This is a genomic window from Streptomyces sp. NPDC057939 (genome assembly GCF_042887545.1).
GTDB lineage: Bacteria > Actinomycetota > Actinomycetes > Streptomycetales > Streptomycetaceae > Streptomyces.
Map to the genome: position 1 here is coordinate 388,705 of NZ_JBHVPG010000002.1, position 14,275 is coordinate 402,979.

Consider the following 14,275-nt stretch of genomic DNA (forward strand, 5'->3'; position numbering starts at 1 on the left):
ACGGGCCCCACGGGGGGAACCGAATTGATCACGTTTGGCGTCTTGCGGATCACATGACCGCACGGAACCGACAGAACTGACGGACTGACGGACTGACGGAAGAGGAGAAGTTGACGTGAACACCCCGGGAACCATCCCGTCCCGTCGCTCACTGCTGACCGCGGGGGCGGGGGCGGCCCTGGCCGTGGCGCTGCCGGCGGGCGCGGCCCGCGCCGCCTCGTCGCCGGGCGCGACCGGTGTCGTGCAGCGGTTGGGCGAACTGGAACGCGAGTACGGGGCACGGCTGGGGGTGTACGCGCGGGACACGGCGACCGGCCGCACCGTGCTCCACCGCTCCGACGAGCTGTTCCCCATGTGCTCGGTGTTCAAGACGGTCGCCGTGGCGGCCGTGCTGCGCGACCTGGACCGGGACGGCACCTTCCTGGCCAAGCGCATCCACTACACGCAGCAGGAGGTCACGGACGCGGGCGGCGGTGAGATCACGAAGCGTCCCGAGAACATCGCGGCCGGTCTGACCGTGGCCGAGCTCTGCTCGGCGGCCATCGCCCAGAGCGACAACGCCGCCGCCAACCTGTTGCTCCGCGAGCTGGGCGGCCCCACCGCGGTCACCCGTTTCAGCCGCTCGGTGGGGGACCGTACGACCCGGCTCGACCGGTTGGAGCCCGACCTGAACTCGGCCGAACCGGATCGGCTGACCGACACCACCACGCCCCGGGCGATCGGGCGGACGTACGCGCGGCTCACCCTCGGCCACCTGCTGACGCCGCAGGACCGGGAGCGACTGACCGGGTGGCTGCTGGCCAACACCACCAGCGGCGATCGGCTCCGGGCGGGTCTGCCCCGCGACTGGACCGTGGCGGACAAGACGGGTGCCGGGTCGTACGGGACCAACAACAACGTGGGCGTCGCCTGGCCGCCGGGACGGCCCCCGGTGGTCGTGTCGATCCTCTCCACCATGCCGGGCGCGGACGCGCCCCGTGACAACACCCTGATCGCCAGGACCGCGAAACTGCTGGCGGACACGTTCGCGTGAGAATCGGGCCGACAAATGCGGTCGCGGTTCCGGGTGCTCGTGGAGGATCATTCGCCGAATGAACGACGAACCCGCGCGATGGACCCAGGCGACCGTGTACCCCGACATGTGGGTCGACCCGGCGGACGACCCGCGTGACACGCGGACCAGCCGGGACGGCGAGCTCGCCACGCTGGAGGACTTCCTGTCGGACTACCGCCTGACCCTGCGGATGAAGTGCGAGGGCCTGACCCCGGAACAACTGGCCCGCCGTTCCGTCCCGCCCTCGACGATGTCGCTGCTCGGGCTGCTGCGGCACCTCGCCGAGGCGGAACGGGACTGGCACAACTGGATCATCGAGGGCGATCCGCTGCCGAAGCTGTACGGGAAGCGCGACGCGGACTTCGACGAGGCCGTCGCGGACCAGGCCGTGGTCGACGCCGCGTACGCCGATCTGGAGCGCGAGCAGGCCGCGACCGACGCGGCCCTGGCCAGGCATCCGGACCTGGGCGAGCGCCTGGGCAAGGACGACATCGCGGTGCGGGAGCTGCTGGTCCACAGGATCGAGGAGTACGCCAGGCACTGCGGACACGCCGACCTGCTGCGCGAGTGCGTCGACGGCCGCGTGGGCCAGTAGGGACACGGCCCGGCCCCGGTGGATCACCGGGGGCGGGCCGGGGCGGCGGCCTCCAGATCGTCGACGCTGCCCGACATCACGGTGCGCACGTGCCGGGTGAGGTGCTCGGCCGGCCAGTCCCACCAGGCCAGGGCGAGCAGGCGGGCGACGTCCGCCTCGCTGTATCGCGTACGGATCAACCCGGCCGGGTTCCCGCCGACGATGCCGTAGTCGGGCACGTCCTCGACGACGACGGATCCGGAGGCGACGATCGCGCCGTGGCCGATGCGCACGCCGGGCATGACCGTGACGCCGTGGCCGAACCAGACGTCGTTGCCGACGACGGTGTCCCCGCGTCCGGGGAGACCGGTGATCAGGTCGAAGTGCTCGGCCCAGCCGCCGCCCATGATGGGGAACGGGAAGGTCGACGGGCCGTCCATGCGGTGGTTGGCGCCGTTCATGATGAAGCGGACGCCGGTGCCCAGCGCGCAGTACTTCCCGATGACGAGCTTCTCCGGCCCGTAGTGGTGGAGGACGTTGCGGGTCTCGAAGGCCGTGGGATCGTCCGGGTCGTCGTAGTAGGAGTACTCCCCGACCTCGATCAGCGGGGACTTGACCAGCGGTTTCAGGAGCACGACGCGGGGCTGTCCCGGCATCGGGTGGAGCGTCGAGGGGTCGGGCGCCTCGACGGGCCGGGCTTCGGTGGGATCGGGGTTCACGGTGGCACCACTCCGGACGGTCTGTGCGTGCGTACGGACAGTGCGTCCATGATCCCCGATCCTCCGGCCCGCCGACACGTCAGGGGCGTCAGGGGGCGGCGTCGATCCGGTGGACCCGTTGGCTGGTCAGTTCGTACCTGGCGGGGATGACGGACAGGCCGCCGGCCGCGATCCTTTCGGCCAGGGCCGGCTCCGCCGACAGGCGTCCGGCCACCAGCCGCACGTTGGCGTCGACGGCGGCGTCGACCCGCGCGGCGCCCGTCAGCGTACGGTCGATCGCCGGGCGGATCTGATCGACCAGGTACTGCATGTGGCCGGGTAGCCCCGCCCCGCTCTCGTCCGCGTGGACGGCTGCCGCGACCGCCCCGCACGACTGGTGCCCCAGGATCACGACGAGCGGGATGGCCAGCTCCACGACCCCGTACGCGATGCTCGCCAGGACGGCCTCGTCGAGGACCTCGCCGGCCGAGCGCACGGTCAGCAGGTCACCGAGGCCCTGGTCGAAGACCAGCTCCGGCGGCACCCTGGAGTCGACGCAGCCCAGGATGACGGCGAAGGGGTGCTGTCCGGTGACGAGCGTCCTGCGCACCGCCCTGGTTTCGTCGGGGTGCCGTTCGTGCAGCGTCCTCCAGCGTCGGTTCCCCGCGTCGAGCACCCGCATCGCGGAGAGGGGCGTCGTGGGGCGCGGGCCGTTCAGTCCGTCCGTGGGGGAGGTCTTGCCGTCCGGCAGGCCGGCGACCAGTCCGGCGCCGACGGCAACCGTCCCCGTCAGCGCGGCCCGCACGAAGAGGCGCCGGCCACGGTCCTCATGACGTTCGACTTCAGGAGTCATAGCGGACCAAAATAGGCGCATTCGCGCCCCAAGATGTCGTCCGGCACTCTTCTTTGATCGGCCTTTGGTCGAGCTTGAACGAATCCCGACGAAAGCCTCCGCCACGGGCCCGACCCCGTTGGTGCCCCGCCGGGGCGGCGCCCCGCTCGGCGGCGGCGTGCGAGGGTGGAACCGTGACGACTCTCGCCCAACTCCGCCGGACCGCGCTCTCCCTCCCCGAGACCGTGGAACGGCCCGCCGCCGGCGGCGCCGGCGTCGTGTTCTCCGTACGGGACCGCTGGTTCGCCCGGGCCGACGCCGACGGCGAACTCGGCCTCCACCTCGCCGGGGGCGAGGCCCGACAGGTGCTCGACGCCCACCCGACGGCCGGTGTGCTCGGCCGCGGCACCGCGGCGATCGGCGTCCGGATCCCGCTCGGCGACCTGGACGGCCAACAGCTGAACCACTGGGTGCGGCGGGCCTGGCTCGGACGGGCCCCGAAGGGGTTGGCGTCGGCCCAGTCGGCCGCCGCGACCGTCACCGCCGGGGAGGTCGGCGACCTGCCCCGGGGCATCGGCAACCCCGCGACCAGGGCGCTCGCCGCCGCGGGTCTCACCACCCTGGACCAGGTCGCGGGACTGCGGCGGGCCGAGCTGGCCGCCCTCCACGGCGTCGGCCCGAAGGCGGTCCGGGTGCTGGAGGAGGCGCTGGCCGCCACCGGGCGGGCCCTGCGGGAGGCGTGAGGCTCAGGCCCGTGGCGGGGTCGAGCGGGCGTAGCGATCGGCGAGCCCGCGCAGGTGGGTGATCAGTTCCGGCGGCTCGGTGACCTCGAAGTCGAAGTCCAGCATGCCCAGGTGCACGGCGAGACCCGGCAGCGTGTCGGCGCCGGTGACCAGGACGCAGCTGTCGGCGTCGACGGCCTCCACCGTGCCGACCGCGGGGTTGATCCGCTCCACCACCGCGGCCGCCGGCGCGTGGACGGTCACCCGTGCGCGGTGGCGCCAGGCCGCGCTCGACACCCGCCCCGAGACGTAGGCCGCCAGGTCGGCGGCGGGCGCCTCGCGCGGGACGAAACGCGGCCCGGTCGGGGTACGGGGACGCATGCGGTCGACCCTGAAGGTCCGCCAGTCCTCCCGTTCGACGTCCCACGCCACGAGGTACCAGCGGCGGCCCCAGTTCACCGCCCGGTGGGGCTCGACGATGCGACGGGTCGGCGATCCGGCGTGGTCGAGGTAGTCGAAGCGCAGTCGTTCCCGGTCACGGCAGGCGGAGACCAGGGTGGTCAGGACGTCCGCGGAGACGCTCGGTGCCGGGCGGTCCGCCGGGACGGCCACGGTGTACGCCTGGAGCGTCCGCACACGGCGGCGCAGCCGCGACGGCAGCACCTGTTCGAGTTTGGCCAACGCCCGCAGGGAGGTCTCCTCGGTACCGGGAACGGCTCCCTGCGCGGCGGTCCGCAGGGCGATCGTCACGGCGACGGCCTCCTCGTCGTCGAGCAGCAGCGGAGGCATCGCCGCTCCCGCGCCCAGCCGGTAGCCGCCGGCGGCCCCGCGGGCGGCGTCCACGGGATAGCCGAGTTCGCGCAGTCGGTCGATGTCGTTGCGGACGGTGCGCCCGCTGACCCCCAACCGCTCGGCCAGCTCGGAACCCGGCCAGGAGCGAGGGGTTTGCAACAGGGAGAGCAGCGCCAGGAGCCGCGCGGAAGTATCGAGCATGGGACCAAGCCTGTGAGGGAATTAGGAAGGCAACGTGCCTATATCGAGACTAACGTCCTACCCATGGAGAACAGCAGCGACACCGACGCCCGGATCCACCCGTACCGCATCGACATCGCGCAGGAGGAGCTCGACGACCTGCGTGACCGGCTGGCACGCACCCGCTGGGGCAGCGAGATCCCCGGCGTCGGCTGGAGCCGCGGCGTGCCCACCGATTACCTGAAGGGCCTGGCCGCGTACTGGGCCGATGGCTTCGACTGGCGCAAGGCGGAGGCGGAGCTCAACGAGTTCCCGCAGTTCACGACCGAGATCGACGGCCAGAACGTCCACTTCCTGCACGTCCGTTCGCAGAACCCGGCGGCCGTTCCGCTGCTCCTGGTGCACGACTGGCCGTGCTCGTTCGTCCAGTTCGTCGATGTCATCGGGCCGCTGTCGCGGGACTTCCACGTCGTCGTCACCTCCACGCCCGGTACCGGCTTCTCGGGCCCGCTGGGCGAGGCCGGCTGGAACACCGGTCGCATCGCCGGGGCGTTCGTCGAGCTGATGGAGCGGCTCGGCTACGGCTCCTACGGGGTCCAGGGCACCGGCGGCGGGGCCTGGATCGTCGCCGAGATGGGTCGTCGGGCGCCCGACCGGGTCGTCGGCGTGCACGTCAACGGCCTGATCACCTTCCCCTCGGGGGATCCCGCCGAGTTCGAGGGACTGACCGACTCCGAGCAGGAGCGGCTGGCCCGGCTGGAGGAGTTCCAGCAGGACAAGATGGGCTTCAACGCCATCCAGTCCACCCGCCCGCAGACCCTCGCGCACGGTCTGCACGACTCCCCCGTCGGCCAACTGGCTTGGATCGCCGAGAAGTTCAAGGAGTGGACCGACCCCGCGGCGGAGCTCCCGGAGGACGCCGTCGGCCGCGACCGGCTGCTGACCAACATCAGCGTCTACTGGTTCAGCGGCACGGCCGGATCCTCGGCGAACCTCTACTACGAGGCGGGGCACGACGCGAGCGCCTGGGCCCCGAAGCCGCGCGGCACCGTGCCGACCGGCGTGGCCGTCGCACTCGGCACCGACGTCGCCATCCGCCGCTTCGCGGAGCGGGACCACCACGTCACCCACTGGACCGAGCTGGAGCGGGGCGGCAACTTCCTCGCGCTGGAGCAGCCGGAGGCGTTCGTGGCCGACGTGCGCGCGTTCTTCACCGCCCTCGACGCCTGAGCGCCTGACCCGGTGGCCTGACCCGGTGGCCGACCCCGGCCGGTACCCGCCCCGCGCGCCGCGGTGCGGGTACCGGCCGGGTCAGGCGAGCGGCGCCGAGACGCGGCGTCGCCAGCCGCGGTCGGTCAGGGCCACGAGGTGGACGGCCTCCGCACGGGCCCGGAGCGGAAGGAGTTCCCCCACCCGGTCGCGGACGCACCGGGCCTGCGCCTCGTCGCAGCCCAGCGCCAACGTGACGTGGGCGCCGGGCGACTCCCCGAAGCGTCCGCCGTAGGGACGCACGCGCGGCCACTCGTCGCGGAACGCACGGATGACGGGGTCGAGTTCGGTGGCCTCGACCGCGACGAACCCGGGCTCGGTGACCAACCGCCGCAGCAGCAGGTCCACCGACGGCAGCGATCCGGCCAGCCGGCGGACGGCGCGCTCCGCGTCGTCGTCGAGGTCCGCAGTGGGCACGAACGGGTACAGGACCGTCGCGTGAGCGGGTAGGCCCGTCCTGACGAGGCTCGGATCGACCCCGGCGACGGCTTCCAACAACACCTCGGCCGAAGGTAGTTCGATCACCACGGCGGTCGTTCCGATGGTCGGCACGCGATCAATCCTTTCACGGCCGGGACGGGTCGGCGACCGGTCCCCCGGCACCAGGGTTCGACCGCGGGGACCACCCGGCCCGACCCGGCTCGACCCGGCGCTCGCCGACTCAGCCCGGGAAGTGGGGATCCGTCCACCCGAGAGGTTGCGGGAAGCCGTGCGGAGCGACGTCGGCGGGCTCCCCGCCCGCGGCGGCGAGGGCGCCGAGCGCCCCGACCAGCCCGGCGCGCTCGGCGTGCCCGAGCCGCGCCAGCAGGGCGGCCGTCTCCGCCCGGCGCCGGGCCGTGACGGTGGCCACCAGGCGCGCGCCCGAGTCCGTGGCGGTGAGCACCGTCTCCCGCCGGTTCTCCCGGTTGGGTCTGCGGTCCGCCAGACCCGCCGCGATCAGTCGGTCGACCATGCGCATGGCGGTCGACGGGTTGACAGCCATCACCCCGGCGAGGGCGACGAGCTTCACGTGCCGGCGTGCCACCAGGACGTCGAGCATACGGAACTGCGCGGGTGTGACCCCGTCCCCGGCGGCCGCCGCCAGGGCCCTGGTCGAAATGGACACGAGCATGTGGGAGGCGGCCAGGACGGCGTGCGTCAGGTCGTCGACATCGTCGGCGTCGGCCACGGCAGGTGGGGGATCCGCGGGTCGCGTTTCCTCGGTCATACCCCTTTGTACCGCCTGATCCTTCGGAATTCCCAGTGGTCCGACGCTCGGGCGGGAACTCCGATGGCGGTGCGCTGCGGCCGTGCGACCGAGGGGGCCCTCTCGCATGTCCCGTATCCCCGAGCCGAAACGGGGGGACGGCCGATTGTCGTGGCTTTCACACCGCAAATATGGCACAGGGCAAAGACGTTATAGTCTCGTGACCTTTTGAAATTTTGGGGTGTTTCATGCTGATAAATGGGCCTTTCCATCAGGGTCGATGAGGGGGTTGTCCACATCGTGGATGCCGTCGGATAACACGGAGGTACGGCGTCCGGAACCCCATATGGGCATGTTTTTTGGGCAGATGGTCGGTAGCTTCGGCCCGCATGACCGCCGTCCACGCAGATCCGGCCACCCGTCCCCGATCCACCGCCCCCACGAATCCACCCGGAATTCGAGCCGACCGGCCCGACGTCTCCGACGGCCCCGACCTCTGGCGCATCGCCCGCGAATCGCAGACCTTGGACGTCAACTCCCCCTACAGCTACCTGCTGTGGTGCCGGGACTTCGCCGCCACCTCCGCCGTCGCCCGCGACCGCACGGGCCGTCCGGTCGGCTTCGTCACGGGATACCTGCGCCCCGACGCGCCGGGCACGCTGCTGATCTGGCAGGTCGCGGTGGACGCCACCGCCCGGGGGCAGGGGATCGCCGGGTACCTCCTCGACCACCTCACCGAACGGGTCGCCGCAGAGCACGCGCTCGACGTCCTGGAGACCACCATCAGCCCGGGAAACACCGCGTCGGAGCGGCTGTTCGCGTCCTACGCCGAACGCCGCGGCGCCCGCGTCGCCCGGAAGGTCCTCTTCGCCGAGGAGCACTTCCCCGGTGGCGCCGGGCACCACGACGCGGAGGTGTTGCACCGCATCGGCAGCCCCGGCGAGCCACTGACCACGTAGATCGACGCGCGAGTCCGCCACCCACCCATCACCACACACCACAGGAGAGTCCTCTTGACCACGACAGCACCGATCCCGACCGTCTTCGAAACCGTCGAGTCGGAGGTGCGCAGCTACTGCCGCGCCTGGCCCGTCGTCTTCGACCGCGCGCAGGGCAGCCGCCTCACCGACGAGAACGGTCGCGGCTACCTGGACTTCTTCGCCGGCGCCGGCTCGCTCAACTACGGTCACAACAACCCGGTGTTGAAGCGGGCGCTGCTCGACTACATCGAGCGCGACGGCATCACGCACGCGCTGGACATGTCGACGACCGCCAAGCGGGCCTTCCTGGAGACCTTCCAGTCCACCGTCCTCGCGCCCCGCGCCCTGCCGTACAAGGTGATGTTCCCCGGCCCCACCGGCACCAACGCGGTCGAGGCCGCACTGAAGTTGGCGCGGAAGGCCAAGGGGCGTGAGGCGGTCGTCTCCTTCACGAACGCCTTCCACGGCATGTCCCTGGGGTCGCTCGCCGTGACCGGCAACGCCTTCAAACGCGCCGGCGCCGGCGTTCCGCTGGTGCACAGCACGCCGATGCCCTTCGACAACTACCTCGGCGGCCGGACGCCCGACTTCCTGTGGTTCGAGCGGCTGTTGGAGGACCAGGGCTCCGGTCTCAACAACCCGGCCGCCGTGATCGTCGAGACCGTGCAGGGCGAGGGCGGCGTCAACGTGGCGCGCGCGGAGTGGCTGCGCGCCCTCGCCGACCTGTGCCGCCGGCGGGACATGCTGCTGATCGTCGACGACGTGCAGATGGGCTGTGGCCGCACCGGCGACTTCTTCTCCTTCGAGGAGGCGGGCATCACGCCCGACATCGTCACCGTCTCCAAGTCCATCAGCGGCTACGGGCTGCCCATGGCGCTCTGCCTGTTCAAGCCCGAGCTCGACATCTGGGAGCCGGGCGAGCACAACGGTACGTTCCGCGGGAACAACCCGGCCTTCGTCACGGCCACCGCCGCGCTGGAGACGTACTGGCGCGACGGCGTCCTGCGCGAACGCACCCGCGTCCAGGGCGACCGCATCGAGCAGGCCCTCATGGACCTGTGCGCGGAGCACGAGCGGGACGGCGCCTCGTACCGCGGTCGCGGCATGGTGTGGGGGCTCGAATTCACCCGCAAGGAACGCGCCGCCGAGGTGTGCCGCAGGGCCTTCGAGAACGGCCTGCTCATCGAGACCTCCGGTCCGGAGAGCGAGGTCGTCAAGTTGCTGCCGGCGCTCACCGTGTCGGCCGACGAGCTCGACGAGGGCCTCGACATCCTCGCGCGGTCCGTCCGCGAGACGGCCTGACGCCACCGCACCCGACACCACGAAGGGCAGCACCACCGTGATCGTCCGATCCTTCCGTGACATCGAGGGAACCGACCGCCACGTCAAGGCGGCCTCCGGCACCTGGGAGAGCAAGCGCCTCATCCTGGCGAAGGAGCGCGTCGGCTTCTCCCTCCACGAGACCGTCCTGTACACCGGCACCGAGACGTCCATGTGGTACGCGAACCACATCGAGGCGGTGGTGTGCGTCGAGGGCGAGGCCGAACTCACCGACGAGGAGACCGGCGAGAAGCACACCATCACGCCGGGCACCGTCTACGTCCTCGACGGTCACGAGCGGCACACCCTGCGCGTCATCAGCGAGTTCCGATGCCTGTGCGTCTTCAACCCGCCGGTGACCGGCCGTGAGGACCATGACGAGAACGGCGTGTACCCGCTTCTCACCGAACCGGATCCGGTCTGACGTTTCCCGACCCGGTCCGCACCCACCGAACCCGAGAGGAGAGGCAAGCAACGCCATGCTCACTGCCACCGAACGCACCCTCGCCGACCTGTACCCCACCCGGGGCTCCGAAGAAGTCCTCATCGGACGCAAGGACCCCGTCGTATGGTCCGAGCCCGGCACGCCCGGGCCCTTCTGGGCACGCGAGTTGGAGGGTTTCGAACGCGACGGCTTCGTCACCGCCGAGCAGTTGATCGGCCCGGACGAGGTAGAGGTGTACCGGGCGGAGATGGACCGGTTGGTGTCGGACCCCGACGTACGGTCCGACGAACGGGCCATCGTGGAGCCCGGCTCGGGCGAGGTCCGCTCGGTCTTCGAGGTCCACCGCGTCAGCGAGGTGTTCGCACGGCTCGCCGCCGATCCGCGGCTCGTGGACCGCGCGCGGCAGATCCTCGGCTCCGACGTGTACGTCCACCAGTCCCGCATCAACGCCAAGCCGGGCTTCGGCGCGAGCGGCTTCTACTGGCACTCCGACTTCGAGACCTGGCACGCGGAGGACGGTCTGCCCCGGATGCGGACGGTGTCGGTGTCCATCGCCCTCACGCCGAACCACCCGACCAACGGCAGCTTGATGATCATGCCGGGTTCCCACCGCACGTTCCTCGGCTGCGCGGGTGCGACGCCGAAGGACAACTACAAGAAGTCGCTCCAGATGCAGGATGCCGGAATCCCCTCCCCCGAGGCCCTGACGCGGTTCGCTTCGGCGTGCGGCATCCAGCAGTTCACCGGGGCGGCCGGATCGGCGACCTGGTTCGACTGCAACGCGCTGCACGGTTCCGGGGACAACATCACCCCCTACCCGCGCAGCAACGTCTTCCTGGTGTTCAACAGCGTGGAGAACCTGCCGATGGAGCCGTTCGCGGCGCCGATCCGACGGCCGTCCTTCATCGCCTCGCGGGACTTCACCCCTGTGACCTGACCCGTCGGTCGGGCCCGGCGCACCCGCGGTGCCCGCCCTCCGGCCCGGGCCGGAGGGCCCGGCCCACCGGCCCGGTGCGTGCGTCCGGCCCGTTCCGTACCCTGGCGGCATGCGCATGCGCCCCACCCTGAGCTGGACGCCCACCGAGGCTCCGGAGCCCGGCACCACGGATCTGGAGCCGGTCCGCGACGTGCTGGGCACCGGCGGTGTGCTCGTGCTGAGCGGCGCGGGCCTCTCAACGGAATCGGGCATCCCCGACTACCGGGGGGAGGGCGGGAGCCTGAGCCGGCACACCCCGATGACCTACCAGGACTTCACCGCGAGCGCCGGCGCCCGGCGCCGGTACTGGGCGCGCGGTCACCTCGGCTGGCGCACGTTCGGTCGGGCCCGGCCCAACGCGGGACACCGGGCGGTCGCCGCGTTCGGGCGGCACGGTCTGCTCTCCGGTGTGATCACCCAGAACGTCGACGGTCTGCACCAGGCCGGCGGCAGCCCGGACGTGGTGGAACTGCACGGGAGCCTCGGCCGGGTCGTCTGCCTGTCCTGCGGCGACGCCGGCTCGCGGAGCGATCTCGCCAGACGGCTGGAGGAGGTCAACGCGGGCTTCGAACCCGTGGCCGCCGGGCTGAACCCGGACGGTGACGCCGACCTCACCGACGAACAGGTCGAGGGCTTCCGCGTGGTGCCCTGTGCCAGGTGCGGCGGCGTCCTCAAGCCGGACGTGGTGTTCTTCGGCGAGACCGTCCCGCCGGAGCGGGTAGAGCGCTGCCGGGCCATGGTCGAGGCGGCTTCCTCGCTCCTGGTGCTGGGGTCCTCGCTGACGGTGATGTCGGGGCTGCGCTTCGTCCGCATGGCGGCGCGGGCCGGAAAGCCGGTGCTGATCGTCAACCGGGACCAGACGCGGGGCGACCGGTACGCCGTCGCCCGGGTCGAGCTTCCCCTGGGGGCGGCGCTGACCGAGCTGGCCACCCGCCTGGACGTCCCCGTCGACGGCGCGCCGACGGCCTGAACGCGGGCGCCGCACCTGGTCGGCCGCGCCACCGGCGCGCCGTACCCCACCGCGCCCCTGGGGTACGGTCTGTGGGCGGCGCGAACGGCTCGTCGCCCCGCGCCCTCCGGTTCGGAAGCCGATCCGGCCCTCCGCCTCCACCAGCACGACCCGACCCGTCGACGGGGTGTGCCCGACCACGACAGGTCCGACTCCCTTGCCTTCTGCTGCTGCGGCCGCATCCCCGGCCGCGCGCCTGCGCGGCCTGACGCCCGACTGGCTGTCCGATCCGAAGGCGTGGCGCACCGAGGTGCTCGCCGGCCTGGTCGTCGCGCTCGCGCTGATACCCGAGGCGATCTCGTTCTCGATCATCGCCGGGGTCGACCCCGCCATCGGGTTGTTCAGCTCCTTCACCATGGCCGTGGTGATCTCCGTCGTCGGTGGCAGGCGGGCGATGATCTCCGCCGCGACCGGGGCGGTCGCCCTGGTGATCGCCCCGCTGAACCGGGAACACGGCCTCGGCCACCTGGTCGCCGCGGTGATCCTGGCCGGCGTCCTCCAGGTCGTGCTCGGCGCGCTGGGCGTGGCCCGGCTGATGCGGTTCGTCCCGCGCTCGGTCATGGTCGGGTTCGTCAACTCCCTGGCCGTCCTGATCTTCATGACGCAGATCCCCGAACTGCGGAACGTGCCCTGGCCCGTGTACCCGCTGCTCATCGGCGGCCTGGCGCTGTTGGTGTTCCTCCCGCGGATCACCACCGCGGTCCCGGCGCCCCTGGTGTCCATCGCCGTCCTCACCGCCATCACGGTCGGCGCGGCCATCGCGGTGCCCACCGTCGGCGACCGGGGCGCCCTGCCCACCTCGCTGCCCGTGCCCGGCCTGCCCGACGTACCGTTTGCCCTGAGCACCCTGACCACCGTCGCCCCGTACGCCTTCGCCATGGCGCTCGTCGGGCTGATGGAGTCGTTGATGACCGCGAAACTCGTCGACGACATCACCGACACCCGCTCGAACAAGACCCGCGAGTCCATCGGCCAGGGCGTCGCCAACATCGTGACCGGCTTCTTCGGCGGCATGGGCGGCTGCGCGATGATCGGCCAGACGATGATCAACGTGAAGGTCTCCGGCGCCCGCACCCGGCTGTCCACCTTCCTCGCGGGCGCTTTCCTGATGGTGCTGTGCGTCGCGTTCGGCCCGATCGTCTCCGAGATTCCCATGGCCGCCCTGGTCGCCGTCATGATCATGGTGTCGTTCGCGACCTTCGACTGGCACTCCATCGCCCCGAGGACCCTGTCCCGGATGCCCGCGGGCGAGATCGCGGTGATGGTCATCACCGTCACGGCCGTCGTGAGCACCCACAACCTCGCCGTCGGCGTCGTGCTCGGGTCCGTCACCGCCATGGTCGTCTTCGCCAAGCGCGTGGCCCACCTCGTCGAGGTCACCACCGTCCACGGCCCGGACGGGGACACCGTCGTCCACCGGGTGACCGGTGCGCTGTTCTTCGCCTCCTCCAACGACCTCGTCGGCCGGTTCGACTACGCCGGCGACCCGAGCGACGTCGTCATCGACCTGAGCGCGGCCCACGTCTGGGACGCCTCGTCCGTCGCCGTCCTCGACTCGATCGAGGCGAGGTACGCGCAGCGCGGGAAGACCGTCGAGATCACCGGCCTGAACGGCCCGAGCGCGGCCCTCCACGGCAGGCTCACGGGGCAACTCACCCGCCCCTGACGCCGGGCCTCCCGTTCCCGTTCCGAAAAAACGGGACATCTCATCCCATCCACACCCACCCACGGCATCGAACTACTTGTGTCACATCAACCACTGCTCTCACTGCGGTGAGGGCGAGGAGGTGGGATCCATGTCCGTTCCCATCCGTGTCAGACACATGGCGGTGGCCGTCGCCTCGACCGGCATCCTCGTCGGCGGAGCGGCGCTCGGCGCCGCGGCCCCCGCGATGGCGGCGCCCGCCACGACGCAGGCCGTCTCCGCTTCCGTCGCCGGTGACCGCGGCGAGCGGTGCGTCTGGAAGAAGGGCCACTGGGAGAAGCGGTGGGTCAAGGGCCACTGGGAGAAGCGCTGGGTCAAGAACCACTGGGACAACCACGGCAACGGGAACTGGAGCGGATACGGGAACGGCAACGGCAACGGCAACGGCAACGGGGACCGTGACCGGGGCGGCGGCCACGGCGACTCCAAGTGGGGCAACAAGGGACACTGGAAGTGGGTGTACGTCCCCGGCGAGTGGGACAGGCAGTGGGTCAAGGGCCACTGGGACTGCTCGTACAAGCACCGCTGGTAGC

At 71.5% G+C, this 14,275-nt stretch carries 16 protein-coding genes; 11 read left to right on the top strand and 5 right to left on the bottom strand.

Going from position 1 to position 14,275, the window contains the following annotated elements; translation table 11 throughout:
- Positions 1-115: 115 nt before the first annotated feature.
- Together bla and ACFVS6_RS04055 are read left to right on the top strand one after the other, a co-directional pair.
- The gene (gene bla / locus ACFVS6_RS04050) at positions 116-1,033 is read left to right on the top strand and encodes a class A beta-lactamase (RefSeq protein ID WP_389700384.1); all 918 of its coding nucleotides are present in this window, start codon (positions 116-118) and stop codon (positions 1,031-1,033) included.
- 58 nt (positions 1,034-1,091) lie between these two features.
- A complete protein-coding gene (locus ACFVS6_RS04055) occupies positions 1,092-1,649 on the top strand; it encodes a DinB family protein (RefSeq protein ID WP_389700385.1) in 558 nt (185 codons plus the stop codon).
- Between the two features lie 23 nt (positions 1,650-1,672).
- Here ACFVS6_RS04055 and ACFVS6_RS04060 read toward each other — a convergent pair whose 3' ends face one another.
- Together ACFVS6_RS04060 and ACFVS6_RS04065 are read right to left on the bottom strand one after the other, a co-directional pair.
- Positions 1,673-2,284: a CatB-related O-acetyltransferase gene (locus tag ACFVS6_RS04060; protein ID WP_389700488.1), complete on the bottom strand. Its 612-nt coding sequence runs from the start codon at positions 2,282-2,284 to the stop codon at positions 1,673-1,675.
- Between the two features lie 151 nt (positions 2,285-2,435).
- Positions 2,436-3,179, bottom strand: coding sequence for a carbonic anhydrase (locus ACFVS6_RS04065; RefSeq protein WP_389700387.1), 744 nt, complete (start codon positions 3,177-3,179; stop codon positions 2,436-2,438).
- A gap of 173 nt (positions 3,180-3,352) precedes the next feature.
- Here ACFVS6_RS04065 and ACFVS6_RS04070 point away from each other — a divergent pair, with 173 nt between their 5' ends.
- Positions 3,353-3,901, top strand: a complete 549-nt coding sequence (locus tag ACFVS6_RS04070; protein ID WP_389700389.1) for a hypothetical protein — start codon at positions 3,353-3,355, stop codon at positions 3,899-3,901.
- Positions 3,902-3,904: 3 nt separating this feature from the next.
- Here ACFVS6_RS04070 and ACFVS6_RS04075 read toward each other — a convergent pair whose 3' ends face one another.
- Positions 3,905-4,873, bottom strand: a complete 969-nt coding sequence (locus tag ACFVS6_RS04075) for a helix-turn-helix transcriptional regulator (protein WP_389700391.1) — start codon at positions 4,871-4,873, stop codon at positions 3,905-3,907.
- A 63-nt stretch (positions 4,874-4,936) separates the two neighbouring features.
- Between ACFVS6_RS04075 and ACFVS6_RS04080 the strand changes: the two genes are divergently transcribed.
- Entirely contained in the window at positions 4,937-6,082 is a 1,146-nt protein-coding gene (locus ACFVS6_RS04080; RefSeq protein ID WP_389700392.1) for an epoxide hydrolase family protein, read from the top strand.
- A gap of 81 nt (positions 6,083-6,163) precedes the next feature.
- Here the strand turns inward: ACFVS6_RS04080 and ACFVS6_RS04085 are convergent, their stop codons facing one another.
- Both ACFVS6_RS04085 and ACFVS6_RS04090 read right to left on the bottom strand, forming a co-directional pair.
- Positions 6,164-6,673 (bottom strand): 2'-5' RNA ligase family protein, encoded by a 510-nt coding sequence (locus ACFVS6_RS04085; protein WP_389700394.1) that lies wholly within the window; start codon positions 6,671-6,673, stop codon positions 6,164-6,166.
- Positions 6,674-6,782: 109 nt separating this feature from the next.
- The gene (locus ACFVS6_RS04090) at positions 6,783-7,328 is read right to left on the bottom strand and encodes a MarR family winged helix-turn-helix transcriptional regulator (RefSeq protein WP_389700395.1); all 546 of its coding nucleotides are present in this window, start codon (positions 7,326-7,328) and stop codon (positions 6,783-6,785) included.
- Positions 7,329-7,696: 368 nt separating this feature from the next.
- Between ACFVS6_RS04090 and ectA the strand changes: the two genes are divergently transcribed.
- The 7 genes from ectA to ACFVS6_RS04125 all read left to right on the top strand — a co-directional run bounded on the left by ectA (position 7,697) and on the right by ACFVS6_RS04125 (position 14,274).
- The gene (gene ectA / locus ACFVS6_RS04095) at positions 7,697-8,266 is read left to right on the top strand and encodes a diaminobutyrate acetyltransferase (protein WP_389700397.1); all 570 of its coding nucleotides are present in this window, start codon (positions 7,697-7,699) and stop codon (positions 8,264-8,266) included.
- 54 nt (positions 8,267-8,320) lie between these two features.
- Positions 8,321-9,589, top strand: coding sequence for a diaminobutyrate--2-oxoglutarate transaminase (gene ectB / locus ACFVS6_RS04100; protein ID WP_389700398.1), 1,269 nt, complete (start codon positions 8,321-8,323; stop codon positions 9,587-9,589).
- A gap of 37 nt (positions 9,590-9,626) precedes the next feature.
- Positions 9,627-10,031: an ectoine synthase gene (locus ACFVS6_RS04105; RefSeq protein ID WP_389700400.1), complete on the top strand. Its 405-nt coding sequence runs from the start codon at positions 9,627-9,629 to the stop codon at positions 10,029-10,031.
- 55 nt (positions 10,032-10,086) lie between these two features.
- Complete coding sequence (gene thpD / locus ACFVS6_RS04110) at positions 10,087-10,989, top strand: ectoine hydroxylase (RefSeq protein ID WP_389700402.1); 903 nt, start codon at positions 10,087-10,089, stop codon at positions 10,987-10,989.
- A gap of 109 nt (positions 10,990-11,098) precedes the next feature.
- Positions 11,099-11,998 (top strand): NAD-dependent protein deacetylase, encoded by a 900-nt coding sequence (locus tag ACFVS6_RS04115; protein ID WP_389700403.1) that lies wholly within the window; start codon positions 11,099-11,101, stop codon positions 11,996-11,998.
- A gap of 196 nt (positions 11,999-12,194) precedes the next feature.
- Positions 12,195-13,703, top strand: a complete 1,509-nt coding sequence (locus ACFVS6_RS04120; RefSeq protein WP_389700405.1) for a SulP family inorganic anion transporter — start codon at positions 12,195-12,197, stop codon at positions 13,701-13,703.
- Between the two features lie 130 nt (positions 13,704-13,833).
- Positions 13,834-14,274, top strand: a complete 441-nt coding sequence (locus tag ACFVS6_RS04125) for a hypothetical protein (RefSeq protein WP_389700407.1) — start codon at positions 13,834-13,836, stop codon at positions 14,272-14,274.
- The last annotated feature ends 1 nt before the right edge of the window (position 14,275 follow it).

Excerpts from the sequence above, each read along its gene's own strand:
- ACFVS6_RS04060 (WP_389700488.1), bottom strand. The coding sequence starts at position 2,284 with ATGCCGGGACAGCCCCGCGTCGTGCTCCTGAAACCGCTGGTCAAGTCC.
- ACFVS6_RS04080 (WP_389700392.1), top strand. The coding sequence starts at position 4,937 with ATGGAGAACAGCAGCGACACCGACGCCCGGATCCACCCGTACCGCATC.
- thpD (WP_389700402.1), top strand. The coding sequence starts at position 10,087 with ATGCTCACTGCCACCGAACGCACCCTCGCCGACCTGTACCCCACCCGG.
- ACFVS6_RS04115 (WP_389700403.1), top strand. The coding sequence starts at position 11,099 with ATGCGCATGCGCCCCACCCTGAGCTGGACGCCCACCGAGGCTCCGGAG.
- ACFVS6_RS04065 (WP_389700387.1), bottom strand. The coding sequence starts at position 3,179 with ATGACTCCTGAAGTCGAACGTCATGAGGACCGTGGCCGGCGCCTCTTC.
- ACFVS6_RS04075 (WP_389700391.1), bottom strand. The coding sequence starts at position 4,873 with ATGCTCGATACTTCCGCGCGGCTCCTGGCGCTGCTCTCCCTGTTGCAA.
- ectA (WP_389700397.1), top strand. The coding sequence starts at position 7,697 with ATGACCGCCGTCCACGCAGATCCGGCCACCCGTCCCCGATCCACCGCC.
- ACFVS6_RS04055 (WP_389700385.1), top strand. The coding sequence starts at position 1,092 with ATGAACGACGAACCCGCGCGATGGACCCAGGCGACCGTGTACCCCGAC.
- ACFVS6_RS04125 (WP_389700407.1), top strand. The coding sequence starts at position 13,834 with ATGTCCGTTCCCATCCGTGTCAGACACATGGCGGTGGCCGTCGCCTCG.
- ACFVS6_RS04090 (WP_389700395.1), bottom strand. The coding sequence starts at position 7,328 with ATGACCGAGGAAACGCGACCCGCGGATCCCCCACCTGCCGTGGCCGAC.